Annotated in this window: 25 protein-coding genes; 18 read left to right on the forward strand and 7 right to left on the reverse strand. The window is 70.0% G+C overall.

The window, feature by feature from the left end; translation table 11 throughout:
• Window positions 1-33: 33 nt before the first annotated feature.
• Entirely contained in the window at window positions 34-198 is a 165-nt protein-coding gene (locus LDL49_RS02440) for a hypothetical protein (protein WP_214635883.1), read from the reverse strand.
• A gap of 228 nt (window positions 199-426) precedes the next feature.
• On the opposite strand from LDL49_RS02440, the gene LDL49_RS02445 reads away from it, so the two are divergent.
• From LDL49_RS02445 to LDL49_RS02460, 4 genes are all read left to right on the forward strand, one after another.
• Window positions 427-1,080 (forward strand): response regulator transcription factor, encoded by a 654-nt coding sequence (locus LDL49_RS02445; RefSeq protein WP_225289202.1) that lies wholly within the window; start codon window positions 427-429, stop codon window positions 1,078-1,080.
• Window positions 1,081-1,118: 38 nt separating this feature from the next.
• Entirely contained in the window at window positions 1,119-2,387 is a 1,269-nt protein-coding gene (locus LDL49_RS02450; protein ID WP_225289840.1) for a sensor histidine kinase, read from the forward strand.
• Window positions 2,388-2,673: 286 nt separating this feature from the next.
• The gene (locus tag LDL49_RS02455) at window positions 2,674-2,973 is read left to right on the forward strand and encodes a DUF4193 domain-containing protein (RefSeq protein WP_020542847.1); all 300 of its coding nucleotides are present in this window, start codon (window positions 2,674-2,676) and stop codon (window positions 2,971-2,973) included.
• An 18-nt stretch (window positions 2,974-2,991) separates the two neighbouring features.
• Window positions 2,992-3,789 carry a hypothetical protein gene (locus LDL49_RS02460; protein WP_225289203.1) on the forward strand — a complete coding sequence of 266 codons (798 nt, stop codon included), beginning with the start codon at window positions 2,992-2,994 and terminating at the stop codon, window positions 3,787-3,789.
• A gap of 24 nt (window positions 3,790-3,813) precedes the next feature.
• Here the strand turns inward: LDL49_RS02460 and paaK are convergent, their stop codons facing one another.
• The gene (paaK, locus tag LDL49_RS02465) at window positions 3,814-5,121 is read right to left on the reverse strand and encodes a phenylacetate--CoA ligase PaaK (RefSeq protein WP_225289204.1); all 1,308 of its coding nucleotides are present in this window, start codon (window positions 5,119-5,121) and stop codon (window positions 3,814-3,816) included.
• Window positions 5,118-5,486: a hydroxyphenylacetyl-CoA thioesterase PaaI gene (gene paaI, locus LDL49_RS02470; RefSeq protein ID WP_225289841.1), complete on the reverse strand. Its 369-nt coding sequence runs from the start codon at window positions 5,484-5,486 to the stop codon at window positions 5,118-5,120. Before paaI ends, paaK begins: the two co-directional genes overlap by 4 nt.
• A 546-nt stretch (window positions 5,487-6,032) precedes the next feature.
• On the opposite strand from paaI, the gene LDL49_RS02475 reads away from it, so the two are divergent.
• Window positions 6,033-7,466 carry an alpha,alpha-trehalose-phosphate synthase (UDP-forming) gene (locus LDL49_RS02475; protein WP_308016055.1) on the forward strand — a complete coding sequence of 478 codons (1,434 nt, stop codon included), beginning with the start codon at window positions 6,033-6,035 and terminating at the stop codon, window positions 7,464-7,466.
• Here LDL49_RS02475 and LDL49_RS02480 read toward each other — a convergent pair.
• Complete coding sequence (locus LDL49_RS02480; protein WP_225289206.1) at window positions 7,399-7,683, reverse strand: DUF4235 domain-containing protein; 285 nt, start codon at window positions 7,681-7,683, stop codon at window positions 7,399-7,401. The genes LDL49_RS02475 and LDL49_RS02480 overlap by 68 nt on opposite strands.
• Before the next feature lie 79 nt (window positions 7,684-7,762).
• Between LDL49_RS02480 and valS the strand changes: the two genes are divergently transcribed.
• A complete protein-coding gene (gene valS, locus LDL49_RS02485) occupies window positions 7,763-10,279 on the forward strand; it encodes a valine--tRNA ligase (RefSeq protein ID WP_225289207.1) in 2,517 nt (838 codons plus the stop codon).
• Between the two features lie 3 nt (window positions 10,280-10,282).
• Here the strand turns inward: valS and LDL49_RS02490 are convergent, their stop codons facing one another.
• On the reverse strand, window positions 10,283-12,460 hold the full coding sequence (locus LDL49_RS02490) for a DUF6351 family protein (RefSeq protein ID WP_225289208.1): 2,178 nt from the start codon (window positions 12,458-12,460) through the stop codon (window positions 10,283-10,285).
• Between the two features lie 91 nt (window positions 12,461-12,551).
• Between LDL49_RS02490 and LDL49_RS02495 the strand changes: the two genes are divergently transcribed.
• The 5 genes from LDL49_RS02495 to LDL49_RS02515 all read left to right on the forward strand — a co-directional run bounded on the left by LDL49_RS02495 (window position 12,552) and on the right by LDL49_RS02515 (window position 16,126).
• Window positions 12,552-13,745, forward strand: coding sequence for an AI-2E family transporter (locus LDL49_RS02495; RefSeq protein WP_225289209.1), 1,194 nt, complete (start codon window positions 12,552-12,554; stop codon window positions 13,743-13,745).
• Window positions 13,746-13,934: 189 nt separating this feature from the next.
• On the forward strand, window positions 13,935-14,375 hold the full coding sequence (gene dut / locus LDL49_RS02500; RefSeq protein ID WP_225289210.1) for a dUTP diphosphatase: 441 nt from the start codon (window positions 13,935-13,937) through the stop codon (window positions 14,373-14,375).
• A gap of 9 nt (window positions 14,376-14,384) precedes the next feature.
• Window positions 14,385-15,035: a DUF3710 domain-containing protein gene (locus tag LDL49_RS02505; protein ID WP_225289211.1), complete on the forward strand. Its 651-nt coding sequence runs from the start codon at window positions 14,385-14,387 to the stop codon at window positions 15,033-15,035.
• Between the two features lie 208 nt (window positions 15,036-15,243).
• Window positions 15,244-15,450, forward strand: coding sequence for an OB-fold nucleic acid binding domain-containing protein (locus LDL49_RS59760; RefSeq protein WP_225289212.1), 207 nt, complete (start codon window positions 15,244-15,246; stop codon window positions 15,448-15,450).
• Between the two features lie 4 nt (window positions 15,451-15,454).
• Entirely contained in the window at window positions 15,455-16,126 is a 672-nt protein-coding gene (locus LDL49_RS02515; protein WP_225289213.1) for a DUF3159 domain-containing protein, read from the forward strand.
• A gap of 20 nt (window positions 16,127-16,146) precedes the next feature.
• Here LDL49_RS02515 and LDL49_RS02520 read toward each other — a convergent pair whose 3' ends face one another.
• Both LDL49_RS02520 and LDL49_RS02525 read right to left on the reverse strand, forming a co-directional pair.
• Window positions 16,147-16,806 (reverse strand): potassium channel family protein, encoded by a 660-nt coding sequence (locus tag LDL49_RS02520; RefSeq protein ID WP_214635895.1) that lies wholly within the window; start codon window positions 16,804-16,806, stop codon window positions 16,147-16,149.
• Window positions 16,806-17,471 (reverse strand): potassium channel family protein, encoded by a 666-nt coding sequence (locus LDL49_RS02525; protein WP_225289214.1) that lies wholly within the window; start codon window positions 17,469-17,471, stop codon window positions 16,806-16,808. The genes LDL49_RS02520 and LDL49_RS02525 overlap by 1 nt, the downstream gene beginning before the upstream one ends.
• Window positions 17,472-17,574: 103 nt before the next feature.
• Between LDL49_RS02525 and LDL49_RS02530 the strand changes: the two genes are divergently transcribed.
• The 7 genes from LDL49_RS02530 to LDL49_RS02560 all read left to right on the forward strand — a co-directional run bounded on the left by LDL49_RS02530 (window position 17,575) and on the right by LDL49_RS02560 (window position 26,327).
• Window positions 17,575-19,626 (forward strand): APC family permease, encoded by a 2,052-nt coding sequence (locus LDL49_RS02530; protein ID WP_225289215.1) that lies wholly within the window; start codon window positions 17,575-17,577, stop codon window positions 19,624-19,626.
• A gap of 71 nt (window positions 19,627-19,697) precedes the next feature.
• The gene (locus tag LDL49_RS02535) at window positions 19,698-20,927 is read left to right on the forward strand and encodes a class I SAM-dependent RNA methyltransferase (RefSeq protein WP_225289842.1); all 1,230 of its coding nucleotides are present in this window, start codon (window positions 19,698-19,700) and stop codon (window positions 20,925-20,927) included.
• Window positions 20,928-20,934: 7 nt separating this feature from the next.
• Window positions 20,935-21,876 carry an aminoglycoside phosphotransferase family protein gene (locus LDL49_RS02540; RefSeq protein WP_225289216.1) on the forward strand — a complete coding sequence of 314 codons (942 nt, stop codon included), beginning with the start codon at window positions 20,935-20,937 and terminating at the stop codon, window positions 21,874-21,876.
• 151 nt (window positions 21,877-22,027) lie between these two features.
• Entirely contained in the window at window positions 22,028-23,479 is a 1,452-nt protein-coding gene (locus LDL49_RS02545; protein ID WP_225289217.1) for an alpha/beta fold hydrolase, read from the forward strand.
• Window positions 23,480-23,490: 11 nt separating this feature from the next.
• Window positions 23,491-24,810, forward strand: coding sequence for a histidine kinase (locus LDL49_RS58155; RefSeq protein ID WP_225289218.1), 1,320 nt, complete (start codon window positions 23,491-23,493; stop codon window positions 24,808-24,810).
• Window positions 24,807-25,448, forward strand: a complete 642-nt coding sequence (locus tag LDL49_RS02555) for a response regulator (RefSeq protein ID WP_225289219.1) — start codon at window positions 24,807-24,809, stop codon at window positions 25,446-25,448. The genes LDL49_RS58155 and LDL49_RS02555 overlap by 4 nt, the downstream gene beginning before the upstream one ends.
• Window positions 25,449-25,583: 135 nt before the next feature.
• The gene (locus tag LDL49_RS02560) at window positions 25,584-26,327 is read left to right on the forward strand and encodes a hypothetical protein (RefSeq protein WP_225289220.1); all 744 of its coding nucleotides are present in this window, start codon (window positions 25,584-25,586) and stop codon (window positions 26,325-26,327) included.
• Window positions 26,328-26,396 lie beyond the last annotated feature (69 nt).

Genomic DNA, 26,396 nt, shown 5'->3' on the forward strand with positions numbered 1-26,396 from the left:
GGGCTCCGGCCGTTTCGTCACACCAGGTGCCGATCAATGAGGCAACGGGACGCCGTTGTCATCCGCCAGGCGGCGTAGGTCCTCGATCTCGGCGGTGAGGGTGTCGGCGAGGTAATCGTCGCCGGCGCACCGGGCCTCCCGGAGGCCCTTGTAAGCCTGGTCGAGGCGGCTTTCGATCGTGGTCGTGAACTCGCCCATCTCACCTACTCTCTTCAGGGGTTGCGGGGCGAAGAACGCCCACCGCGCGCGGGGTGGCCAAAAAGAGGCACACGGCGATGGGTGTCCCGCAGGCATACCCCGCCCCCTCGCTTACCGAAACATGAATTTGGCTGCGCCTTGCGGTACACATGCTCCGACATGCCTTACCGTGCGCTTATCGCAGGTGTGGGCAGAATGAGGCAGCGGATCCGGAGAGAGGTGCCAGTCGTGCGAGTGCTGGTTGTAGAGGACGAGCGGGTGCTCGCCGACGCGATCGCCACCGGTCTGCGGCGCGAGGCCATGGCGGTGGACGTGGCCTATGACGGCGGCGGTGCGCTGGAGCGCACTTCGTACATCGACTACGACGTGATCGTCCTGGACCGCGACCTGCCGGTCGTGCACGGGGACGAGGTCTGCCGCCGCCTGGTGGAGCAGCGTACGTCCTCGCGCATCCTGATGCTGACCGCCTCCGGCGACGTCGACGACAAGGTGGAGGGGCTCGGCCTGGGGGCCGACGACTACCTGGCCAAGCCGTTCGTCTTCGTCGAGCTGGTCGCGCGGGTGCGGGCGCTCGGCCGCCGGTCGGCGCCGGCCCTGCCGCCCGTCCTGGAGCGGGGCGGGATCCGGCTGGACCCGGGCAAGCGGCTGGTCGAGCGTGAGGGCAAGGAGGTCATCCTCACCAAGAAGGAGTTCGCGGTCCTGGAAGAGCTGATGCGGGCGGAGGGCGCCGTCGTCAGCCAGGAGGATCTGCTGGACAAGGCGTGGGACGAGAACATCGACCCGTTCACCAACGTGGTGCGGGTGACGATGATGACCCTGCGCAAGAAGCTGGGGGATCCGCAGGTGATCGAGACGGTGCCCGGAGTGGGATACAAGTTGTGACTCAACGGCCGGAGCGCGAGGCGATGCCGACGCATCCGATGATCAGCCCGCACTCGGAACGGGCCGTGGCGCGGGGGGAGCAGGCGCCGCCGCCGAGCGGCCAGCCCGTCTGGGACGGCCCGCCCCCTCCGTCCTACGATCGGCCGCAGCGGACCACGATGGAGGTGGTCAAGGCGCTGCCGGGCCGGGTGAGCATCCGGTGGCGGCTCACCCTCGCCTACAGCGCGCTGTTCTTCGTGGCCGCGGCGGTGCTGCTCGTCTCGATGTACGCCATCGTCGGCAATGCGATCACCACCGCGTGGCTGGAGCTCGACACCAGCAACATCGACGCCCTCAACGCCTCCGTCATGCAGGCCCGGTGGTACGCCGCCAGGGACCAGACCGTCGCCGTCGCCCGCGACGCGCTGCTGCAGAGCTCCTTCATGGCGCTGGCGGGCGTCGGCATCCTCTCGCTGATCCTCGGCTACTTCGTCGCCGACCGGGCGATGCGGCCCGTGAGCCAGATGACCACCACGGCCAAGAAGCTCTCCGAGAGCACCCTGGCCCATCAGCGCATCGACCTGGAGGGCCCGGACGACGAGCTGAAGGAGCTGGCCGACACCTTCGACGCCATGCTCACCCGGCTCAACATCGCCTTCGACACCCAGCGAAGATTCGTCGCCAACGCCTCGCACGAGTTGCGAACTCCGCTCACCATCAACCGGACGGTCCTGGAGATCGCCCTGTCCGATCCCGAGGCGTCACAGGACCTCAAGGCGCTCGGCCGTACCCTGCTCGAAGTCAACGCGCGCAACGAGAAGCTCATCGAGGGACTGCTGCTGCTCGCCAGGAGCGAACGCGAGCTGGCGGTACGCAAGCCGCTGGACGTCAAGGACGTCGCCCAGACGGCCGTCGAGCAGGTGACTCCATTCGCCGAAGATAACGGCGTAACCATCACCACCGAACTGGTCAGCGCGCCTACCATAGGCGATCCGGTGCTCTTGGAGCGGTCCGTCAGCAACCTGCTCGAGAACGCCGTCAAGTACAACATTCCGGAAAACGGAAAAGTATGGATCCGAACGGGAATGGTAGACGGTGCACTGGTTGTTCAGGTGGCCAACACGGGGCAGCATGTCCCTGCGTACGAGGTGAACAGCCTGTTCGAGCCCTTCCGGAGGCTCCACGCGGATCGTGTGGATTCGGCGAAGGGATCAGGGCTGGGGCTGTCCATCGTTCGTGCTGTTGTGCAGGCGCACGGCGGAAATGTGACCGCCGTGCCGCGGGAGGGCGGAGGACTTGTGGTGACCATTCGGCTGCCGAGCCGCTGATCCGGCGTGTTGCACGACGGCGGGCGTCTCGTTCTCGCCGCACATGTGGTTGGATGTGCCGTCGAACACGGTGGGGCATGCCGCCAAGGCTGTGGGTTTCGCCATATTTGGCTAACCATTGCCGATGGCAGCGGGCCCTGACGTGTTGGGAGGTTCATGGTTCCTTCCTGCTGGGTACCGATGCAAAAATTCCCCCGGCAGAACGGGCACAAGATGAGGCTCCTGGACGTTAGAAGACGCGCGATGAGCGCGAAGACGTATAGATGAGGGGGATGGAGCAAGCACGATGGCTACCGATTACGACAGCCCGCGCAAGACGGACGACGACCTGGGGGAAGACAGCCTCCAGGAGCTCCAGGCGCGGCGCACCGACAAGTCGTCGGGCAGTATCGACATCGATGAGACCGATCTGGCCGAGTCGCTCGAACTACCCGGTGCCGACCTGTCGAACGAAGAGCTCAGCCTGCGCGTGATCCCGCGCCAGGCCGACGAGTTCACCTGCTCGCGTTGCTTCCTCGTGCACCACCGCAGCCAGCTGGCCTCCGAGAAGAACGGCCAGCAGGTGTGCCGGGAGTGCGCCGCCTGACGAAGGAGGAGGCTCCGCGTGGCCGCACCTGAGAAGGACAGGCAACCTGGCGACGAGATCGCCGACCCCGATCAAGAGGTCGGCGAGCTCGTAGGTCGGCTCGCCGACTCCGGTGAGCTGGAGCCGGCCGAGCGGCGAAGGCTGCTCGGCCGTCTAGCCCGCGCTCTGGCCTCCGGCGCGCGCAAGACGCGTGAGACCGGAGTGGGGCGTGGACGCTGGCTGGCGGATGTGTTCATGAACATCGCGCCCCGCATCCCCATCAGAGATCTGCACACGCTCTCCGAGCACCACCACGGCCTGACCGGCGAGCAGCTCGCCGACGATCTGGTGCGCACCGCCCAGAAGGCGACCATGACGGTCGGCGCCATCGGCGGAGCGCTCGCCGCGGCCGAGTTCGCGGCTCCACCCCTCCTCCTCTCCGCTCCGGCCCAGCTCGTCGCCGAGACCATCGTGGTGGCCGCCATCGAGGTCAAGCTGCTGGCCGAGCTCCACGAGATCTATGGCGTACGCGTCTCGGGCACCGGCGCCCAGCGCGCGGCCGTCTTCGCGGCGGCCTGGGCCAAACAGCGCGGCGTCGACCCCCTCGCGCCCGCCTCCGTCACCCTCGCGCTCGGCGCGGCCACCAAGACCGCCCTGCGCAACCGCCTCATGCGTACCCTCGGGCGCCACCTGACCACGCTGGGCCCGTTCCTCACAGGCGCCGTCGCCGGCGGCGCGCTCAACCGGATGGCGACCAAGAAGCTGGGCGAGGCCATCCGCGACGACCTGCGCGGCAAGCTGCCGCCCGGCCGCCGCTCACCGGAGATCCGGCCCTAGGACGACGTACGGGGTCGTGCTGGGCTAATTGTCCCGCTCGTCGATGACGCGCCGGAGTTTGCCCACCGAGCGCTCCAGCGTCTCCGGGTCCACCACCTCGACCTCGACCTGCACGCCGATCGTGTCCTTGACGGCCCTGCGCACCGTCTGCGCTGCCTCTGCGCGGGCCTCAGTGCCGTCCTCCGGGCCCGGCCGCGCCTCGACCCTGACCGTCATCACGTCGAGCCGCTCCGGTCTGGTGAGCCGCACCTGGAAGTGCGGCGACAGTCCCGGCACGCGCAGCACGATCTCCTCGATCTGGGTGGGGAAGACGTTCACCCCGCGCAGGATGATCATGTCGTCGGTACGGCCCGTCACCTTCTCCATCCGCCGGAACGCCGGCCGCGCGGTGCCGGGCAGCAGCCTGGTCAGGTCGCGGGTCCGGTAGCGGATGATCGGCAGCGCCTCCTTGGTGAGGCTGGTGAAGACCAGCTCGCCCGACTCGGCGGGTGCCCCGGTGAACGGGTCGACCGTCTCGGGGTAGAAGTGGTCCTCCCAGACGTGCAGGCCGTCCTTCGACTCCACGCACTCGTTGGCCACGCCCGGGCCCATCACCTCGGACAGGCCGTAGATGTCGACGGCGTCCAGGTCGAAGCGGTCCTCGATCTCCGCGCGCATCTCCTCGGTCCACGGCTCGGCGCCGAAGACGCCGACGCGCAGCGAGCACGCGCGGGCGTCCAGGCCCTGCCGGTCGAACTCGTCGAGCAGCGCCAGCATGTACGACGGCGTGACCATGATGACGTCCGGCCGGAAGTCGGTGATCAGTTGCACCTGGCGGGGCGTCATGCCGCCGGAGACCGGGATCACCGTGCAGCCCAGCCGCTCGGCGCCGTAGTGGGCGCCCAGGCCGCCGGTGAACAGGCCGTAGCCGTACGAGATGTGCACGATGTCACCCGGCCGGCCGCCCGAGGCGCGGATAGAGCGGGCCATGACCTCGGCCCAGACGTCGAGGTCGTTCTTGGTGTAGCCGACCACCGTCGGCTGCCCGGTGGTGCCGCTGGAGGCGTGCACCCGCGCCACCCGCTCCCGTGGCACGGCGAACATGCCGAACGGGTAGCAGTCGCGCAGGTCCTGCTTCGTGGTGAAGGGGAACTTCGCCAGGTCGCCGAGCTCCTTGCAGTCGGCGGGGTGGACGCCATGCTCATCAAACTTTTGCCGATATTTCGGGACATTCTGGTAGGCGTGGTGGAGTGTCCGTTGGAGGCGCTCCAACTGGAGGGCCATGAGCTCATCGCGCGAGGCCCGCTCGATCGGGTCGAGGTCGCCGGGCTGAGGGGCGGCGCCGAGTCTCATCTCATCTCCTTGCTGCGGCCACGGAACTCCGCGACCACCTCACCGTCGGCCTTCTTCACCGTGATGTCGTAGATGCCGCTGCGGCCGTAGCGGGTACGTTCGGCGGCCTCGGCCGTAAGCACGTCGCCCATCCGGGCCGGCGCCACAAAGGTGATCTCCGCCCCCGCGGCGACCGTCACGGGGCCGTGGCTGTTGCACGCGCAGGCGAACGCGGTGTCGGCCAGCAGGAAGACGTAGCCGCCGTGGCACAGCGCGTGCCCGTTGATCATCCGCTCGGTGACCTCCATGCGGCACACCGCCCGCCCGGCGCCCAGCTCCGTCAGCTCGATCCCCAGGGCCGCGGAGGCGGTGTCGGCGTCCATCATGCGCCGCGCGCTCTCCAACGCAGGTCTCCCTCGCTCAACTGACCGACTGTTCGGTAAATACTCCACCGCCCGGCCTGATCTCTGTCAAGAGACGCCCGCCCCCGCCGCCCGTCGGTCGGCGCAGACCGACTCCGCCGGGTAGCCGTTCTTGGGGTCTCTGTGGCGGTGGGTCGTCTCCTCCGAAGGAGGTGTTCCTCCCCAGGGACGCCAGCCACCACGGACCGTCACCCGGATTGAGACGGTCATGGGACGAAACGCTCAGAGGACCATGACCTCTATCACACCAGGTGATATGTGCAATTCGCGTTTGTTTGCGCAGGTCCTGGGCAAGGTCACTACGGCGCCGCTCGCCGTGCGAGAGTTCGCGGCATTGGACCGCTCCCGAGTCCTGGTGAAGACGCTGGGCGCGGAAGCGGGGCGAGGCCTGGATCGTCAGGCCGGCCGCCCATGTCGCCGCGATCATCTCCCAGGCGGAGCCCGTGCGGGTGGCCGCCACCATGTGCCGTGTCCCGCGGCACGTGAAGGATGGACTCTAGGAGGACCTGGGTGAGTGGCCGTAACTCGTTTATGATCGTCGCGAACCGGTTGCCGGTGGATCGAACGGTCGAGCCGGACGGGACGGCCTCATGGCGCAGGAGCCCGGGCGGGCTCGTCACCGCCATCGCTCCCGTCATGCAGCGCCGGCACGGCGCCTGGCTGGGCTGGCACGGCGCCGCCGACGAGCGCCTGGAGCCGTTCGACCAGGACGGCATGAGCCTGGTCCCGGTGCCGCTCTCGGCTCGCGAGGTGGAGCTCTACTACGAGGGTTTCTCCAACGCCACGCTCTGGCCGCTCTATCACGACGTGGTGGCGACGCCGGTGTTCGAGCGTGACATGTGGGACGCCTACACCACCGTCAACCAGCGCTTCGCCGAGGCCGCCGCCGAGGTGGCCGAGGAGGGGGCGGTCGTCTGGGTGCAGGACTACCAGCTCCAGCTCGTCCCCGCCATGCTGCGCAAGCTCCGGCCGGACCTGCGCATCGGCTTCTTCCTGCACATCCCGTTCCCGCCGGTCGAGCTGTTCTGGCGGTTGCCGTGGCGCAAGGAGCTGGTCGAAGGGCTGCTCGGGGCCGACCTGGTGGGCTTCCAGCTGCCCGGCGGCGCCGCCAACTTCCGGCGGCTGTGCCGCAGGCTGCTCGGCCTGCCGTACAAGGGGAACGAGATCTTCCTCGACGACCGGATCGTGACCACGCAGGCGTTCCCCATCTCGGTGGACTTCGGCGAGCTCGACACGATGGTGCGCCAGGAGCACATCATGACCCGCGCCAAGGAGATCCGGGCGGAGCTCGGCGATCCGGAGCACGTGCTGCTCGGCGTGGACCGGCTCGACTACACCAAGGGCATCGGGCTGCGGCTGGAGGCGTTCGGCGAGCTGCTCAAGGAGGGGCGGCTGCAGCCCAACGAGGCGGTGTTCGTGCAGATCGCCACGCCCAGCCGGGAACGGGTCGACGAATACCGCCGGCTGCGCGACGACATCGAGCTGCAGGTCGGCCGGATCAACGGCGAGCACGCGATGCTCGGACTCCAGCCGATCCAGTATTTCCACCAGTCGTACGGGCGCGAGGAGCTGGCCGCGCTCTATCTGGCCAGCGACGTCATGGTGGTCACGCCGCTGCGTGACGGGATGAACCTGGTCGCCAAGGAGTACGTCGCCTGCCACCACGACCTGCGGGGGGCGCTCGTGCTCAGTGAGTTCGCCGGGGCGGCCGACGAGCTGCGGCAGTCGTACCTGGTCAACCCGTACGACGTCGAGGACGTCAAGCGCCAGATGATGACGGCGATGCGGGCCACGCCGCACGAGCTGGCCCGGCGGATGCGTACGATGCGCCGCCGGGTAGCCACCTACGACGTGGACCGCTGGGCAGGAGAGTTCCTCAATGCCCTTGAGACACCTGCTTTACCGTCTTCCACGCCTCATAACGCTTCTTGGCGGTCCGATTGACCACGATCTGCGCCACGGACATCCCGACGCCCATCACCACGGCGTAGCCGATGGCCTCGCCCATGCTGACCTCGGGTGAGTCTGTGTCGAGCGGCGGCTCCTTGCCGGTGGTCTTCACCCAGACGAACCCGAGGATCTTGCGGGCCGCCCACGCGGTGGCCAATCCGACCAGTCCCCCGATGACCCGCCAGGCGAGGTCAGGCTTGTCGTCTGCCATCCGAACGTCTCCTTCCGCTATGTAACGAACCCTAGTCTGTAACGCCTCCTAGGTCGGTGAAGCCGTACCATAAGGAGGCATGAATCAGCAGCGACTACGCCATGCAGCCATGCCGGAGAAACCGACTCTCGACGGCTTGGAGAAGGTATGGGTAGAGCGCTGGGAAGATGACGCTGTCTACCGGTTCGACAGGTCCAAGCCGTGGGAGCAGATCTACTCGATCGACACCCCGCCTCCGACCGTCTCCGGTTCCCTTCACGTGGGTCACGTCTTCTCCTACACGCACACCGACACCATCGCCCGTTTCCAGCGGATGCGCGGCCGCGAGGTCTTCTACCCCATGGGTTGGGACGACAACGGCCTGCCCACCGAGCGGCGGGTGCAGAACCACTTCGGCGTCCGCTGTGACCCTTCGGTGCCCTATGACCCGGACTTCACACCTCCGGCCAAGCCTGATCCCAAGCGGCAGGTCTCCGTCTCGCGCGGAAACTTCATCGAGCTGTGCGAGCGGCTGACCATCGAGGACGAGAAGGCGTTCGAGGAGCTGTGGCGGCGGCTCGGGCTGTCCGTCGACTGGTCGCTGACGTACGCGACCATCGACGGCGCCGCGCGGGCCGCCTCGCAGCGGGCCTTTCTGCGCACCCTGGCGCGCGGCGAGGCCTACCTGGCCGAGGCGCCGACGCTGTGGGACGTCTCCTTCCGCACCGCCGTCGCCCAGGCGGAGCTCGAGGACCGCGAGTGGCCGGGGGCCTTCCACCGGGTCTCCTTCTACGGCGAGAAGGGGCCGGTCTGGATCGAGACGACCAGGCCCGAGCTGCTGCCCGCCTGCGTCGCCCTGGTGGCGCACCCCGACGACGAGCGATACAAGCCGCTGTTCGGCACCTCGGTGCTGACGCCGCTGTTCGGCGCCGAGGTGCCGGTGCTGGCCCACCACCTGGCCGAGCCCGACAAGGGCTCCGGCATCGCGATGGTCTGTACGTTCGGCGACCTCACCGACGTCACCTGGTGGCGCGAGCTGGCGCTGGAGACCAGGCCGATCATCGGCAAGGACGGCCGCCTGCTGCCCGAGCCGCCCGAGGGCGTCGAGCAGGAGCCGTACAAAGAGCTGGCCGGCAAGACCGTCCACAGCGCGCGCGAGCGCGTCGTGGAGCTGCTGCGCGAGTCCGGCGACCTGGACGGCGACCCGCGCTCCACCAAGCGGATGGTGAAGTTCTACGAGAAGGGCGAGCGCCCGCTGGAGATCGTCACCACCCGCCAGTGGTACATCCGCAACGGCGGCCGCGACCCCCAGCTGCGCGAGCAGTTGCTGGCCAGGGGCGCCGAGCTGCGCTGGCACCCGCCGCACATGAAGGTCCGCTACGACAACTGGGTGCGGGGGCTGGCCGGCGACTGGCTGATCTCCCGGCAGCGCTTCTTCGGCGTGCCGATCCCCGTGTGGTACCCGCTGGACGCCTCGGGCGAGCCCGACTACTCCCGCCCGCTGGTGCCGGCGGAGGACCTGCTGCCGATCGACCCCTCCTCGCAGGTGCCCGACGGCTACACCGAGGACCAGCGGGGCGTGCCGGGCGGCTTCATGGGCGATCCGGACATCATGGACACCTGGGCGACCTCGTCCCTCACGCCGGAGATCGCCGGCGGCTGGGAGCGGGATCCCGACCTGTTCGCCCGGGTCTTCCCGATGGACCTGCGGCCGCAGGCGCACGAGATCATCCGCACCTGGCTGTTCTCCACCGTGGTCAGGGCGCACCAGGAGTTCGGCACGCTGCCGTGGCGTGACGTGGTCATCGCGGGCTGGATCCTCGACCCCGACCGCAAGAAGATGTCCAAGTCCAAGGGCAACGTCACGACGCCGCTCGGGCTGCTGGAGGAGTACGGCTCCGACGCAGTCCGCTACTGGGCGGCCAGCGGGCGGCCGGGCACCGACACGGCGTTCGACACCGGGCAGATCAAGGTCGGCCGGCGGCTGGCCATCAAGATCCTCAACGCGTCGAAGTTCGTGCTCGGCTTCCCCGACTCCGAGGCGGCGGTCACCGAGCCGCTCGACCTGTCGATGCTCGCCCAGCTCTCAGGGGTGGTCGAGGAGGCCACCCAGGCGTTCGAGGGCTACGACTACACCCGGGCGATGGAGGCCGCCGAGCGCTTCTTCTGGGCGTTCTGCGACGACTATCTGGAGCTGGTCAAGGCCAGGGCCTACGAGAGCGGCCCGGCGGCCGCCTCGGCGCACGCGGCGCTGCGCCAGGCGCTCGACGTGCTGCTGCGGCTCTTCGCGCCCTTCCTGCCGTTCGTCACGGAGGAGGTCTGGTCCTGGTGGCGTCCGGGCTCCGTCCACCGCGCGGCCTGGCCGTCGGTCCCGGCGGGCGCGGGAGACCCGGCGGTGCTCGCCGTGGCCTCCGACGTGCTCGGGCGGATCCGCAAGGCCAAGTCGGCCGCCAAGCTGTCGATGCGCGCCGAGGTCTCCCGCCTCACCGTGTCGGGCCCCGAGATCGCCCTGGTACGGCTGGCGCAGGACGACCTGTGCGGCGCGGGCAACGTCGAGGAGTTCGTCCTCGACGAGGGTCCCGAATTCGCCGTCGAGGTGACGCTGGAGGAGCAGTAGCCGCTAGTAGTCGCACACCCCCGAGGGGAAGATCGCCTCTAGGCGGCCCCGCTCCTCGGGGGACGGGCGCCACGAGCCGTACAGACCGCGCGCGATGGCCCGGGACACCGGCTGCAGGCGGCATTGGTAGACGCCGCCCTCCAGCGGACCGCCCGCCACCACGCGGGAGGTGGAGTAGAGCGGGAAGCGCGCGGTGCAGGCGCCGGCGGCGCGGTGGTCCAGGATGCCGTCCCACACGTGCGGGCCCGCCGCGATCTGCGCCCCGGCGCTGGTGAAGCAGCGGTCCACGGCCGCCGCGGGCTTGTTGCCCGCCACCCCGCGCCACGGGCGGGAGCGGATGTTGGCCATCCACTGGTCCATCACCTGCAGCGCCTCAGGCGTCTGGTCGAAGGCCGGCCCGTCGGGGCGGGCGTCGGTGAACCAGATGACCTGGTTGCCGGCGTTGCCGTCGTAGTTCAGCATCCGCTGCCGCGAGACGAACGACTGGTGCGAGTCGTGCATGTCGAGCTGGTCCTCGAGATAGTGGCGCCAGTCGATGATCGGGATGGCGATGTCGCCCCTGAACACCAGCCCGCTGCGCTCCACGTTCTTGATCGCGATCGGGTCGCCCGTGCGCCGCGGGGCCGGGTCACCGGTCCGCATGTTGCGCGCGCTCCACGGGTCGAACTGGGCGGGGTCCTGGCAGAGGGAGGGGGTGAACGGGCAGCCCTCCCGCACCATGTCCTTCGACTCCTTCCAGGAGCCGGCGCGCGCGTTGACGTCGAGGAACTCCGCGGGCGTGATCACGCCCTTCACCAGCGCGCCCAGGCCGTACTGGACGCCGACGTTGTCCCAGGTGGAGCGGGCGTAGCCGTCGGGGGCCACGCCGTAGATCTCGCGCAGGTCGTCCCAATGCGTCCACTGGACGGTGTCCTTGACGCCGGGCGGGTCCATCTTGGCCCACTCGGCATCGTTGTTGGAGGTCCAGAGGGGGTTCATGGTCAGCGGGGTCAGCCCGCGCCAGCCCTTGACGCACTCGTCGGAGCCCGGCTTGCCGGTGTAGGGGTTGTCCACGGTGTCACTGGCGTTCATCCCGATCAGCGCGGTCCGCGCGTCCCAGGAGGCCCAGCGCGGGTTGTGGTCCATGTAGCGTTCGAGCAGTTCGCAGTCGCCGACGTGGATGGTCTGGGTGACCATGTCGGGATAGGAATACTGCGGGATCGCCGCGTCGATCAGCTCGGTGCCGTAGTTCTGGCCGTAGATGTACTGCTGCAGGGCGCCGCCCGAGGCGCCCACACCGACGGTGTAGAGCGGCACGCCGTACTTCTCGATGAACCGCTCCTTCACCATCAGCGCGGTCTCGCCGCCGAGGATCAGGTTGTAGTGCGTGGAGGTGCGGGTGCCCGAGGAGTACAGGATCGCGTAGCCCTTGCCCAGCCCGTACGCGTCGAGCGCGCTGCCGCCGATCGTGCCCTGGTCGTGGCCGATCCCCACGCCGCCGTCGAAACGGTAGATCGCCCGGCCGTTGTAGCCGTCCTCCAGCATCGCGATGGAGTAGAGGAAGCGGTTGATCACGCCCCGCTCGCGGCGGATCACGAAGTCCACCGTCCGGCCGTCGATGGTGGTGGTGGTCGACATGTCCGCGGGCCGCTCGGCGGGCATCGTCTTGAACGCGCCGTCCGTCGCGCGGTAGAGCCGCTCCGTCAGCACCGGCGCGAAGCAGTCCCTGCTCCATCCGCCCGTGGTGCGCATGCCCTGGCCGTCCTGGTTGTCCGCGACGGGCGGGCCGAGCCCGCTCCGCTCCGTCTTGCACAGGAAGGGGTACTGGTGCGGCCCCGAGAAGATCGGTCCCGAGATCGGGTGGTTGCGTAACTTCAGCGTCTCCTTGAACGGCCCGGCCAGCGCCTTGATCGTGTTGTCGCCGTCGATCAGCCCGGTCACCAGGCCGCTGAAGGACTCGCCGCCGGGATCCGGCTTGAAGGAGGCGGTGACGTCCTCGCCGTTGCGCAGCACCTTGAGCCGCACGCCCTGGCTCACCCGTACCCGGACCAACGCGTCCCCGCCACTCACCCGGTCGGCGCGGCTCGACAGCACGTCGAGCGCGGGTTCGCCGCGCGAGGCCAGGGCGGGCACCGGGGCCGCCACGAGACACGCGATCACCGCGGTGATCGCGCTCACCTTAACCAGCGCGACGGTCCTCATGTGCATGACGGTGACATGTGATCATGCCGTTGCCCAGACCCGATCTTTTATCAACGCGCACATATGTCCTTGACGTGCCAGTCTTGAACACGTGCTGACCGACCGCCCCACCAAGCTCGTGCCACCCGTGCTGGCCAAGATGGCGGCATGGTGCCTGTGCCTGATCCTCGTCGGCGTGGTCGTCTACTTCTTCGTCCAGGGCATCGCGCGGCTCAGCTTCGTGGCCCTGCCGGTCGCCATCGCCCTGCTGCTGACCGCGCTGCTGTTCCCGCTCACCAGGAGTCTGCGCGAGGCGGGCATGCGCCCCATCTACGCCACCTGGATCACCATGCTGGTGGCCCTCGCGGTGCTCGCCGGCACCGGCTGGCTGGTCGGCGCGCGGGCCACCGAGGAGTTCCCCAACCTGGTCGAGCAGGTCCAGTCCACCGCCCGTGACGTCCAGAACTGGCTGATCACCGGCCCGCTGCACCTCAAAGAGGCGCAGATCACCAGCTATGTCGACGAGATCGCGACGATGGTCAACGCCCAGCGCACGGCCATCACCAGTACGGTCCTGACCGCCGGCGCCGTCGCCTTCGAGGTGCTCGCCTCCCTCGTGCTGCTGCTGTTCGTCTCGTTCTTCCTGCTCAAGGACGGCGACCGGATCTGGTCGTGGTTCCTGCGGGGGTTCGGCTCGATGGCGCCGCGCGTCGACCGGGCGGGGCGGGCCGCCTGGACCACGCTCTCCCACTACGTCCAGGGCACCGTCGCGGTCGCCGCCGTGCACGGCGTGATCATGGGCATCGTGCTGGCCGGCATGGGGGTGCCCCTCTGGGCGCCGCTGGCGGTGCTGATCTTCTTCGCCAGCTTCATCCCGATCGTCGGCATCTTCTTCGCCGGTACGATCGCCACCCTGGTCACGCTGGGCGCCAAGGGGCCCGTCTACGCGTTGATCTTCGTCGGCATCCTGATCGTCGAGCAGCAGCTGGAGAACCACGTGCTCCAGCCGCTCATCGTCGGCCGGGCGCTCAACTTCCACCCGCTGGCCATCATCCTCGTGCTGTCCGTCGGCGGCATCCTGGCCGGCATCGCGGGGGCGGCGGTGGCCGTGCCCGTGGCGGCGGTGATCTACCGGGCGCTGCCCGAACTGGTGCACAAACCGCCCGCCCTGCCACCTGGGCCCACCCCGGCAGCCGCCCCGCCTCCGGGGTCCGCCTCGGCATCCGGCCCCCGGCCGTCTGCGCCCGCGAGCTCCCCAGCTCCGGGTTCTCCCGCCGAGGACGATAGTCCGTCTGACAGCGAGTAACCTCGTCACCCGTGACCACCTCGCCGCGGGACCTCGGAGATCGGCGGCCGTCTCCCCGCTCTCATGAGGGCGCCCGGCGGCACGACACTCCACCCGCCTGCCCGGTGCGACGGGATCGCGGGCGGAAGGGCGTACCTTGAGGCTGAGGGGGCGCATCGCCGCCGAGCACCATGACCATGAGGTGAACCCTTGACCGACGTGCAGGTCCTCATCCAGCGACTCGACGACGGGCTGCCGGTGCCGTCCTATGCCCATCCGGGCGACGCGGGCGCCGATCTCTACGCGGCCGCGGACGTCGAGCTGCTGCCCGGCGAGCGGGCCATGGTCGGGACGGGCGTCGCGATCGCGCTGCCCGACGGCTACGCCGCGTTCGTGCACCCCCGCTCGGGCCTGGCCGCCAGGCACGGCGTCACGCTGGTCAACGCGCCAGGCACGGTCGACGCCGGCTACCGCGGCGAGATCCGGGTGACGGTGATCAACACCGACACCAAGGAGCCCTTCCGCCTGAACCGGGGTGACCGGGTGGCCCAGCTGGTCGTCCAGCGCGTCGAGCGGGCGGCGTTCACCGAGGTGGAGCAGCTGCCGGGCTCGGCCCGCGGCACCGGCGGTTTCGGATCAACAGGACGTTAACCAGGGAGAGTGAGCACAGTGTTCCGACGACGCCGTCGTGAGCAGCCGGATCAGGCGGCAGAGCAGCAGGTTTCCGCCGCCCCAACGCGCGAGTCCGGTCCGTGGGACGCCGACGAGCCCCACCCCGAGACCGACAGGATCGACCTCGGCGGGCTGCTCCTACCGCACAACCCGGACTTCGACCTGCGGCTGGCCTCGGTGGGAGACCAAAATGTCGGGGTCGTCGCGCTCTACGAGGAGAGCTCGCTGCAGCTCCAGGCGCTGGCCGCGCCCAAGAGCATGGGGCTCTGGGACGAGGTCAGGGCCAAGATCCGGACCGGCGCCAAGGATCTCGCCGAGCAGGAGGGCCCCTTCGGACCCGAGCTGATCGGCGAGATCAGCGGCGAGGGCAACACCACCCGCAAGGCCCGCTACATCGGCATCGACGGGCCGCGCTGGTTCGTGCTGGCGATGATCAGCGGCCGCGCCGCGCTCGACGAGAACGTGGCGAACGTCTTCCTCGACTTCATCAAGGACGTCGTGGTCGTGCGGGGCACCGAGCCGATGGCCCGGGAAGAGCCGATCACGCTGCGCCGGCCCAACGAGCAGGGCGTCGAAACGGCCGACAGCCAGGGGCTCAACCCGTTCAAACGAGGTCCCGAGATCAGCGAGATTCGCTGACCGCCCACATCACGTAGGCTGAGTCATCATGAGTACGGCAGAACCCCCCAAACGCGGGGGATTGCGCGGGTTCTTCAGTCGGTTGGCCTCCACCCAGTCCGAAATCGAAGCCCAGGAACTACGGGAAGACGTCGACGAGGTCGGCGCGACCCCGATCGTCTCGTGTGGCGGCCGCCGCCGCTTCTGCGTAGCCGGTACGCTACGTACCGTGACACTGCGACCCAGGGGCGGCGCGCCCGCCCTTGAGGCCGAGCTCTACGACGGGTCCGACGTCATCGACCTGGTGTGGCTCGGCCGCCGCAAGATCGCGGGCATCGAGCCCGGGCGCACCGTCAAGGCCGAGGGCCTGGTCAGCATGCAGGACGGGCGCAAGGTGATGTTCAATCCTCGATACGAGTTGCGCCCAGGGAGTTGATCAGGTGAGTGCTGAGGCGGAAGAGGTCGCCCACGACACCGTCGAAGCGGCGGTGCGAGCCCAGCTCGCCAAGGCGTTCGGGGGAGTGCGCGGGATCATCGAGGCGGCGGTGCCGACCATCGCGTTCACGCTGTCATGGATCGTCACCGAGGAGCTGAAGACCTCGCTCATCGTCAGCATCTCGCTGGCGGTCCTGCTCCTGCTGGTCAGGCTCGCGCAGCGGTCGACGCCGCAGTTCGTGATCAACAGCCTGATCGGCATCGCCATCGGCGCGTTCTTCGCCAGCCGCAGCGGCGACGCGAAGGACTATTTCCTGCCCGGCATCCTGTGGAACGCCGGCTACTCGGTGGCGATGCTGCTGTCGATCGTCACCCGGTGGCCCGTGGTCGGGTTCCTGATCGGCTCGGTCACCGGCGACCCCACGGCCTGGCACAAGGATCCGGGCATCGTGAAGCTCTGCGTCAAGCTCACCTGGCTGCTGATGCTGCCGTGCGTGGTCAGGGTGGCCGTGCAGCTGCCCGTGTGGCTGGTGGGCGGCGGCGACGAGGCCGTGGCCGCGCTCGGCCTGGCCAAGATCGTGATGGGCTGGCCGCTCCAGGTGGCCGCGCTCGGCGCGATGCTGTGGCTGCTCGGCAAGGGGCGAACGCCGATCAAGCCGCCGGTCGCCCCCGCCTAGCCTCTGTGCTGTAAGAGCTGTCAGTGCTGTGAGAGCAGGTGCGCCAGCTCCTGCTCCACCTCCTGGTTGGCGACGAAGAGGAGTTCGTCGCCCGCCTCGAGCGGGTCGTCGTTGGTCGGCACCAGCACCCGGCCCTCGCGCAGGATCGCCACCAGCGCCGAGTCGTTGGGCCACGGCACCGAGCCGGCGCGCTGGCCCACCACGGGCGCGTCCTCGGCCAGGGTGAGCTCGACCAGGTTGGCCTGCCCCTGGCGGAACGTCATCAGGCGCACCAGGTCGCCGACGCTCACCGCCTCCTCGACCAGCGCGCTCAGCAGGCGCGGCGTCGAGACCGCGACGTCCACACCCCACGACTCGTTGAACAGCCACTCGTTGTTGGGGTGGTTGATCCGGGCCACCACGCGCGGCACGCCGTACTCGGTCTTGGCCAGCAGCGACACCACGAGGTTGACCTTGTCGTCTCCGGAGGAGGCGACGACGACGTGGCAGTTGCTGAGCCCCGCCTCGTCGAGCGAGGCGATCTCGCAGGCGTCGGCCAGCAGCCACTCCGCCCGCGGCACGCTGTCGATCTTGATGGCCCTGGGGTCGATGTCGATCAGCAGGACCTCGTGGCCGTTCTCCAGCAGCTCGGCCGCGATGGACCGGCCCACGGCCCCCGCTCCGGCGATGGCGACGCGCATCAGTCGTCCTCTTCCGGTGCCGCCGCGAGCACCTTGTTGATCCGGTCCATGTCGCTCTCTGTGGCGATGACGTGCAGCACGTCGCCGTCCTGGATCACGGTGTCGTCGGCGATGACCAGCGCCTCGCCCATGCGGTTGAGGTAGGCGACGCGGACCCGGCCCCGCTCCTCCAGATCGACGGCCCGGGTGCCGATCCAGCCGGTATGCGTGGGGACCTCGGCCAGGACCACGGTGCCGGTGGGGTCGCGCCAGAGCGGCTCGGCGCCCTCCGGCAGGATGCGGCGCAGGATCTGGTCGGCGGTCCACCGCACGGTCGCCACGGTCGGGATGCCGAGGCGCTGGTAGACCTCGGCTCGCCGCGGGTCGTAGATGCGGGCCACCACATTGTCGACGCCGAACGTCTCGCGCGCCGCCCGCGCCGAGATTATGTTGGAGTTGTCACCGCTGGAGACCGCCACGTACGCGGAAGCGGACTCGATGCCCGCCTCGGTGAGCACGTCGCGGTCGAATCCGACACCGGTCACCCGGCGCCCCCGGAAACCGGCCCGCAGCCGGCGAAACGCCTGCGGATCCCGGTCGATGATCGCGACCGTATGGCCGTTGTCCTCGAGGATGTGGGCCAGGGTCGAACCGACCCGGCCACATCCCATGATCACTATATGCATACTCCCCCGCACTTCGCGGTCGGCCGGTTGCTCGACACCAGTATGGCGCGATAGGGGAGCGCACCGTCGGTGCCCCTACGGCAGGGGGCTAGCATCTCGTAACGTGGCGAAGGTAACGGATCTTGTCAAACGCGTGCTGGTGGGCCGGGCGCTGAGAAGCGGCCAGCTCCACGAGCAACTGCTGCCCAAACGCATTGCCCTGCCGGTCTTCGCCAGCGACGCCCTGTCCTCTGTGGCGTACGCGCCGCAAGAGATCCTGGTCATCCTGTCGCTGGCCGGAGTGTCGTTCTACGCCTACAGCCCATGGGTCGCGATCGCCGTCGTGGTCGTGATGCTCACGGTCGTGGCGTCGTACCGGCAGAACGTGCACGCCTACCCGAGCGGTGGCGGCGACTACGAGGTGGCCACCACCAACCTGGGCAAGAACGCCGGCCTGACCGTGGCCAGCGCGCTCATGGTCGACTACGTGCTGACCGTGGCGGTGTCGGTCGCCAACGGCGTCGACTACGTGGGCGCCACCATCCCCTTCGTCGGCGAGCACAAGCCGGCCGTCGCCATCGTCATCGTCGTCCTGCTCACCGTGGTCAATCTGCGCGGTCTGCGCGAGTCGGGGGCCGCCTTCGCCGTCCCGACGTACGCGTTCATGGTCGCGGTGCTGGGGCTGATCGCCTGGGGCGGCTTCCGGCTGCTGGTGCTCGGCGACGAGCTGCACGCGCCCAGCGCCGGGTTCACCATCGACGCCGAGCAGACCAACCTGACCACCTTCGCCGCCGCCTTCCTGATCCTGCGCGCCTTCTCCTCCGGCTGCGCGGCGCTGACGGGCGTCGAGGCCATCAGCAACGGCGTGCCCGCCTTCCGCAAGCCCAAGAGCAAGAACGCCGCCACCACGCTGCTCATGATGGGCCTGGTCGCCATCACCATGTTCGGCGGCATCATCGCGCTGGGCCTGGCCTCGGGCGTGAAGGTGGCCGAGCCGTCCGTGGTGGCCACGGACCTGCACGGGCCCGACGGGCAGCCGGTCGGTCCCGGCTACTACCAGCAGCCGATCATCTCGCAGGTGGCCGACGCGGTCTTCGGCGGTGGCTCGCTGCCGTTCGTGATCATCTCGGCGGTCACCGCGCTCATCCTGTTCCTGGCCGCCAACACCGCCTTCAACGGCTTCCCGGTGCTCGGCTCGATCCTGGCCCAGGACCGCTACCTGCCCCGCCAGCTGCACACCCGCGGCGACCGGCTGGCCTTCTCCAACGGCATCGTCATCCTGGCGCTGGGCGCGTGCCTACTGCTGTGGGGGTTCAACGCCGACGTCAGCCGCCTGCTGAACCTCTACATCGTCGGCGTCTTCGTCTCCTTCACGCTCAGCCAGATCGGCATGGTCATCCACTGGACCCGCCATCTCAAGACCGAGACCGATCCCAAGATCCGGCACCAGATGCACCGCTCGCGGGTGATCAACTTCTTCGGCGGCATCATGACCGGGCTGGTGCTGGTCGTCGTGCTGCTGACCAAGTTCCTGGTCGGCGCCTGGATCGTGTGCTTCGCGATGCCGGTCCTGTTCCTCATGATGAAGGCCATCAGGCGCCACTACGACAACGTGGCGGCCGAGCTGGAGATCACCGAGGAGTACGACGAGTCGACGCTGCCGGCGCGCAACCACGCGATCGTCCTGGTGTCCAAGATCCACAAGCCGACGCTGCGCGCGCTCGCCTACGCCCGCGCCACCCGGCCGTCCACGCTGGAGGCGATCACCGTCGGCGTCGAGGGCGCCGACGCGCGGCAGCTCCAGGACGAGTGGGAGCGCCGGGGCATCCCGGTGCCGCTCAAGATGCTCGACTCGCCGTACCGGGAGATCACCCAGCCGATCCTCGACTACGTCAAGACGCTGCGCCGCCGCTCGCCGCGCGACGTGGTGACCGTGTTCATCCCCGAGTACGTGGTCGGGCACTGGTGGGAGCACCTGCTGCACAACCAGAGCGCGCTGCGGCTGAAGGCGCGGCTGCTGTTCAAGCCGGGCGTCATGGTGACGAGCGTGCCGTGGCAGCTCCACTCCTCCGACCGGCTCAAGGGCCGGCCCGAGCCGGCCGCCCCCGGTGCCTCGCGCCGGGCGGGACATCAGGTGGCCAAGAAGCAGGTCAAGGCCGGGGACCACTCCGCGTAACAGGCTAAGTCCGGAAAGTGGCAGTGCCGGTCAGGGCATAGGGTGTCCGTGTGGAACAGGCATCTCTCGAGCTGACGGTAGGTCCGGTCGCCCATGGCGGTTGGTGCGTGGCGCGCCATGACGGGCGGGTGGTGTTCGTCCGCCACGCGCTGCCCGGTGAGCGGGTCATCGCCGAGGTCACCGAGGAGACGACCCGCTTCCTGCGGGCCGACGCCGTGCAGGTGCTGGACCCGTCGCCCGACCGCGTGGTCCCGCCGTGCCCCTACGCGGGCCCCGGCCGCTGCGGCGGCTGCGACTGGCAGCACGCCACCCAGGAGGCCCAGCGTGGCCTCAAGGCCGCCGTGGTGGCCGAGCAGCTGAGCAGGCTGGCCGGCATCGAGCGCGAGATCGTGGTCGAGGAGGTGCCGGGCGCCAAGGACGGGCTCGGCTGGCGCACCCGCGTCCAGTTCGCCGCCCGGCCCGACGGCGCGCTCGGCTTCCGCAGGCACCGCTCGCACGACATCGAGGTGGTCGACGCCTGCCTGATCGCGCACCCGGAGGTGGAGGCCGTCGGGGCCGAGCAGCGCGAGTGGCAGGGCGCCTCCGCCGTCGAGGTGATCGCCTCCTCGACCGGCGACCGGGCCGTGGTGGTCAGGCCGCGCCCCAGGCGCAGCGTGGCCGTGCCCGACCTCGACGCGCCCGCCTCGATCCTGCTCGACCAGGGCAAGGGTCACACCGTCCCGCGCAAGGGCTCGGGCGTGCTGCGCGAGCAGGTGGGCGACCGCGAGTTCAGGGTGGCGGGCAGCGGCTTCTGGCAGGTGCATCCGGGTGCCGCCGAGACCCTGCTGGACGCCGTCCTGTCCTACGCCGCGCCGGAGCCGGGGGAGTGGGCGCTGGACCTCTACTGCGGGGTCGGCCTGTTCGCCGCCGGCCTGGCGGAGGGCGTGGGGGAGCAGGGCGCGGTGTTCGGCCTGGAGTCGGAGGCGTCGGCCGTCCGCGACGCCCGCGCCAACCTACGCGACCTGCCGCAGGCCCGGGTGGAGCGCGGCCGGGTGGAGGAGGCGCTGGACCGGTTCCAGATCGAGCGCGCCGACATCGTCGTCGTCGATCCGCCCCGCTCGGGGCTGGGGCGCGACGTGGTCCACCGGATCACCTCGCTGGAGTCCTCGCGGATCGTCTACGTCTCGTGCGACCCGGCGACGCTGGCCCGCGACCTGGCCTGGTTCGGCGACGACGGCTACGGGCTGGTCGACCTGCGCGCCTTCGACGCCTTCCCGATGACCCATCATGTGGAGTGCGTGGCGCTGCTGGCCAGGGGCTGACGCGGTTTTGGGAAGCACTCCGGACACCCGCCCGCCCATCGACGCCGCACTGGTCAGGCGTCTGGTCGACGCCCAGTTCCCGCAGTGGGCCGAGTTACCCCTGAAGCTGCTCGAACCGGCCGGCTCGGACCATGTGATCTACCGGCTGGGCGAGGAGCTGTCCGTCCGGCTGCCCCGCCACACCGGGGCCATAGGGCAGGCCAAGAAGGAGTACGAGTGGCTGCCCCGGCTCGCCCCGCACCTGCCACTGGCCATCCCGGTGCCGGTGGCGGTGGGTGAGCCCGGCTACGGCTATCCCTGGCCGTGGGCGGTGTCACGCTGGCTGGACGGCGAGGTGGCGACCGTCGAGACTCTGGCCTTCTCGTCCGAGGCCGCCGTCGAGCTGGCGGAGTTCCTTACCGCCCTTCAGCGGTTCACGCCTGAGGACATTCCGGCGGCGGGCGCCCGCGAGGACCTCACCGGCCGGCCACTGGCGGACCGGGACCGCGCCACGCGGGCCGCCATCGCGCAGGTCGGCACATCCTCGGGGGCCGGGTCCGAAGCCGCGTCTGATACCGCTTCTGGCGCCGTTTTCGACGCTGGGGCCATGACCGAGCTGTGGGACGCGGCGCTGAGCGTACCCGGATGGGACCGCCCACCGGTCTGGTTCCACGGCGACTTCCACACCGGCAACCTGCTGACCGTCAACGGCCGCCTCAGCGCGGTCATCGACTTCGGCGAGCTAGGCATCGGCGACCCGGCCTGTGACCTGACCATCGCCTTCACCCTGATGTCGGCCGAGAGCCGGGCCGCCTTCCGCGCGGCGCTCGGCGTGGACGACGCCACCTGGACCCGCGGCCGCGGCTGGGCGCTCGCCACCGGCCTGAACGCCTACATCTCCTACGCCGCCGACAACCCCCGGGTCGCCGCGCAGACCACCCGCCAGATCGCTGAGGCCCTCATCGGTTAGAAGCGGCAAAGTGCTCCCTCCGCCCTCGCCACCGGGGTGGCCTCCGCGAATCAGGAAGTAGGCCTTGTGGCAGATGTGGCGGGAGGTAGCACTGCCTAGCGTGGAAGGGCATCAACGGCGCTCGCCGTAACCCCTTTTGTGAGGATCTCCGATGACCTGGCCAAGATCGGCCCTACTCGTTACACCCTTGCTGCTGGCGCTGGGAGCGTCTCCCGCCGAAGCCATCTCCGGTGCGGCTTCGGCCGCACCGGCGAGCGGCTTGGTCTGGTCCGCATGCGGCCCCGGAACCGCGGCCGAGCTGAAGTGCGCCGAACTGGCCGTCCCCGTCGACTGGGACGCTCCGAGCGGGGGCACGATCACCCTCACCCTGGCCCGGGCGGCCGCGACCGGTGAGGGCGAGGCCGCCGGCACCGTCCTGTTCAATCCCGGCGGCCCAGGCGGGGCCGGCGTCCCGGCACTGTCCCGGTCGCTGCCGTACTTCGCGGGTCTGCGTGCCCGGATGAACATCGTGACCTGGAATCCGCGCGGCGGGCAGAGCGGCGAACACCTTCCCCTGGCATCGTGTGCGACGGGGCCCGCCTTCGCGACTCCTGAGGACCGGCACGAGTACGAGCAGGCCGTCAAGGCGAGCGCGCGTGCGGTCGCCGCCTGCCGGAATGCCGCCCCCAAGCTGTTCGCCCACATGGACTCCGCCAGCCAGGCGCGCGACATGGACGCCATCCGCGCCGCCCTGGGCGAGGAGAAGCTGTCCTACTTGGGCAACTCCTACGGCGGCGTGCTCGGGGCCTCCTACGCGCGGCTGTTCCCGCAACGGGTGCGGGCCATGGCGCTGGACAGCGTGCCCGACCAGGTGTCCTCGCTGGCCACATCCGAGCGGCTCCAGTACGAGGGCCTGGAGAAGGTGTTCAGGCGCTTCGTCCGCTGGTGCCCTGATTCCGCCGAGTGCGCGCTGCGCGGTACCGACGCGGAGGAGGCCTGGCAGGACGTCCTGAAACGGGCCGAGCGCGCCCCTCTGCGCGGCGCCGAGGCCGCCGGTGACCGCCGCTACGACGGCGACGACCTCAAGGCACTGGCCCAGAGCATGGTCCTGCGCGAGGCGAACTGGCCGGCGTTCGCCAAGGCCATCGCGACGGCCTCCGGTGGCGACGCGTCCGGTTTCGACCCGCAGGGACGCGGCCTGCCGCCGCAACCGAGCGCCCTGCTGGCGGTGAAGTGCGCCGACGGATTCCGCTACGACGGCTACCGCGCCTACCGCGCGGCGGTGCGACGTTCGGTGAAGACATCGCCGAACTTCTCCGGCGTACGGGAGAATGTCCACCTCGCGTGCTCGCCATGGACGGCGGCCGACGTCTCCAACCCGTTCGCGCGGCTGCCGGCCCGCGGCCTGCCGCCGCTGCTGGGCGTCGCACCCGTCTACGAGTACGGTTCGGTACGCTCCGTCACCGGGCAGGTCCACGGATCGGTCACGATCGGTTACGACGGCATCGGCCACGGCCTGTACGTCAACCACGGTGACCCCTGCGTGATCAGGCACGTGGACCGGTACCTGATCGACGGCAAGCTGCCCGCGCCCGGCACCACGTGCCCCGCAAGGCCGGCGTGATACTGGTCGCTGTGACAAGAGCACCGACCTTGTGGTCCTTGCCCACCCGGATCCCGGCCGCCTCTTGGCGGCGGATCCCGGTTGTGGGTCGCGACGCCCTGCTGGCATGCGTGGCGGCGGCCCTCACGCTGGTGGTCTCGGCGCTGGAGGGTTGGTCACGGGGGCACCCGCCAGAGATCACCGACGCGGGCGCGGTAGCGGCGTGGGCGGTCCCTATCTTCGCGGCGTGCGCCCCCCTGGCGGTGCGCCGGCGACTGCCGCTGACCGCGGTCGCCGCGTCGGCGGCGGTGGTGCTGGCGGTGGGTCTCGTGCTGGAACGCGATGCCGGGATCTGGGTACTGGGCCTGGCCACCGCGTCGGCCGCCTATCATCGCCACGGGCTGCGGTTGGCTCTCCTGGCCGGTTCCATCGCCTGGGCAGCGGTGCTGGCAGTTCAAAGCGAGGCCGGCCCGGGCCTGACGGCCATATCCGTCTACGCGGTGGCCGGCGCGGCGCCGGTCGCCGTCGGGTACGCCTTGCGGTTGCGGGCCGACCGAGCTGTGCAGGCCCTACGGCTGCAGAGCGCCCGGGAGGAGCGGGCGCGCGCGCAGGAGGCGGCGCGGATCGCCCGGGACGTCCACGACATCGTCGGCCACCACCTCAGCGCGATTCGGCTGCAGGCGGTCGGCGCTCGACGGGCGCTGGGCGGCCGCGATCCCGAAGCGGACCGCGCGCTGGGCGGGATCGCCGGCCTGTCGGCCGAGGCGCTGGCCGAGATCCGGGCGATGCTGGCGACCTTGGTGCGGTCGGAGACGGAGAACGAGGCGCACCGGCCGGGAATCGCCGACCTGGCCACGCTCGCGGAGCGCAGCGGCGGGTCGGAATTCGTGGTCGCCCTCGACGTCGGCCCGCACCTCGACGGCACCCTAAGCGCCGAGACCGAGCTCTGCGTCTACCGGGTCGTCCAGGAGGCGCTGACCAACGCGGCGCGGCATTCCGCGGCCGGCTCGGCCTCGGTCAAGGTCCGCGCGGGCGGCAGGCGGATCATCGTCACCGTCGACGATCCCGGTCCACCTCACGGCTCGCCCGGCCACGACACGGGCGACGGCCGCGTTCCCCACGGGGGACGCGGCCTGGCCGGGATGCACGAACGCGTGACGGCGCTCGGCGGACGTTGCCATGCCGGCCCGAACGGGAAAGGCGGCTGGAGGGTGCGCGCCGACCTGCCGCCGCGCCCGCCGGACCCGTCAGAGGAACGCGGGCCCGTGGAGAAGTCCCGCGGTGGCGAGGCCGGCCCTCAGATGGCGCCCCCCATGGACGACCGTCCTGCCTCCTCCCGGGCGGCCCGATGATCCGTCTGCTGATCGCCGACGACCAGCACCTCGCCCGGGAGGGCCTGCGGCAGCTCCTCAGCGGCGATCCCGAGATCGCGTTTCTCGGCGCCGCGCGCGACGGAGCCGAGCTGATCGACATGGCGCGCGAGCTCCGACCGGACGTGATACTCACTGACATCCGGATGCCCGGCACGGACGGAATCACCGCGATCCGCCGGTTACAGGCCTCCGCGCCGGACGTGCCCGTCATCGCGCTGACCACGTTCGACACCGACGAATACCTGTTCGGAGCGCTCGAAGCGGGCGCCGTGGGCTTCCTGCTGAAGGACGGTGACCCCGACCTCTACCTCGCGGCGGTCCGTGCGGCTCACCGGGGCCAAGGACTGATCGACCCGCAGGTCACGCGCAGGCTTGTGCGCCGCTTCGCCACCCCACCGGTGCGGGACGATGCCCTGGACCTGACGGTCCGGGAGACGGAGGTCCTCCGCCTGGTCGCGTTGGGCCGGTCCAACGCCGAGATCGGCGAGGAGCTGCGCATCGCCGCCGGCACGGTCAAGATCCACGTGTCGCGCGTCCTGACCAAGATCGGCGTGCGCACTCGTGTCCAAGCCGCGATCCATGCCTACCGCTCAGGCCTGGTGTCCTCCGATGAGTAGAAGCAAGAAGCCCCATCGGCATCGGCGCCGAGCCCTGGTGCCGGCCCGCCGGGTGTCCAACCCAGCCCGTAACACCCAGGGACCCCGCTCGGCGGGGGCGGGATGATGCGGAACGTCAACATATGGAGTGGTGTGATGAGTCGAAGGCGCAGGACGTGGCGGTGGCTGCTGGCCATAGCCGCAGGGTTGGTCGTGGCCGTGGTGGCCGGTGTCGCGGTGGCCTTCCCGTCGGTCGCCGCCACGACCTGTCCTGGTTGTTACGGCATGAAACAGGTCCGGCCCGGCCTGTATCTGGAGCCCGGGCTGCCGCCGGCACGGGAGCGGCAGGTGGCCGAGGCGGTCGACGCGGCCAACCGCCGGGTGACGGACTTCTACGGCGGGCGCCGGAGCTCTCCCGACATCCTGGCCTGCGTGAGCGCCACGTGCTACCAGAAGATCGGCGGTGGCGGAGAGCGCGGGATCGCCGTGCTGAACCGCGCGGTCATGCTGTCACCGAACGGCATCGATCCGGTGATCGCCTCACACGAGATGTCACACGTCGAGCTGCACGTCCGCCTAGGGTCCGATGCCGGGCTGATCCCGCAATGGTTCGACGAAGGACTGGCCGTTGTGGTCTCCGGCGACCCGCGCTACCTGAAGCCCGAGGGAACCGGTGATCGGTGCCGGGCGTCCACGCAGGCGGCACTGCCGCGGACGCTCGACGACTGGCTGCGCACCGCGAAAGCCGACCAGGACACCTATGCCAAGGCCGCATGCCGGGCGAGCCAGTGGCTCCAGGCGAACGGCGGTTCCAAGGCCGTCCTCGACCTGATCGAGCACATGGCCGCTGGCGGTGACCTGCCCGCCTCCCTGGCAGCCGCGTCCAGCGGCGGCCGTTGACGTCGCGCGGCGGTAATGCGGGACTGGGCGTGAGCCGGCGGGGCCGAGCTGTGGCACGGAGATGACTCG

It is taken from the genome of Nonomuraea aurantiaca, from assembly GCF_020215705.1.
In the GTDB taxonomy this organism is placed as follows: Bacteria; Actinomycetota; Actinomycetes; order Streptosporangiales; family Streptosporangiaceae; genus Nonomuraea; species Nonomuraea aurantiaca.

Bases quoted from the DNA above. Each gene is read 5' to 3' on its own strand.
- LDL49_RS02440 (WP_214635883.1), bottom strand. From the start codon at position 198: ATGGGCGAGTTCACGACCACGATCGAAAGCCGCCTCGACCAGGCTTAC.
- LDL49_RS02450 (WP_225289840.1), top strand. From the start codon at position 1,119: ATGATCAGCCCGCACTCGGAACGGGCCGTGGCGCGGGGGGAGCAGGCG.
- LDL49_RS02455 (WP_020542847.1), top strand. From the start codon at position 2,674: ATGGCTACCGATTACGACAGCCCGCGCAAGACGGACGACGACCTGGGG.
- paaK (WP_225289204.1), bottom strand. From the start codon at position 5,121: ATGAGACTCGGCGCCGCCCCTCAGCCCGGCGACCTCGACCCGATCGAG.
- paaI (WP_225289841.1), bottom strand. From the start codon at position 5,486: ATGATGGACGCCGACACCGCCTCCGCGGCCCTGGGGATCGAGCTGACG.
- LDL49_RS02480 (WP_225289206.1), bottom strand. From the start codon at position 7,683: ATGGCAGACGACAAGCCTGACCTCGCCTGGCGGGTCATCGGGGGACTG.
- valS (WP_225289207.1), top strand. From the start codon at position 7,763: ATGAATCAGCAGCGACTACGCCATGCAGCCATGCCGGAGAAACCGACT.
- LDL49_RS02490 (WP_225289208.1), bottom strand. From the start codon at position 12,460: ATGAGGACCGTCGCGCTGGTTAAGGTGAGCGCGATCACCGCGGTGATC.
- LDL49_RS02520 (WP_214635895.1), bottom strand. From the start codon at position 16,806: ATGCGCGTCGCCATCGCCGGAGCGGGGGCCGTGGGCCGGTCCATCGCG.
- LDL49_RS02525 (WP_225289214.1), bottom strand. From the start codon at position 17,471: ATGCATATAGTGATCATGGGATGTGGCCGGGTCGGTTCGACCCTGGCC.
- LDL49_RS02545 (WP_225289217.1), top strand. From the start codon at position 22,028: ATGACCTGGCCAAGATCGGCCCTACTCGTTACACCCTTGCTGCTGGCG.
- LDL49_RS02555 (WP_225289219.1), top strand. From the start codon at position 24,807: ATGATCCGTCTGCTGATCGCCGACGACCAGCACCTCGCCCGGGAGGGC.
- LDL49_RS02560 (WP_225289220.1), top strand. From the start codon at position 25,584: ATGAGTCGAAGGCGCAGGACGTGGCGGTGGCTGCTGGCCATAGCCGCA.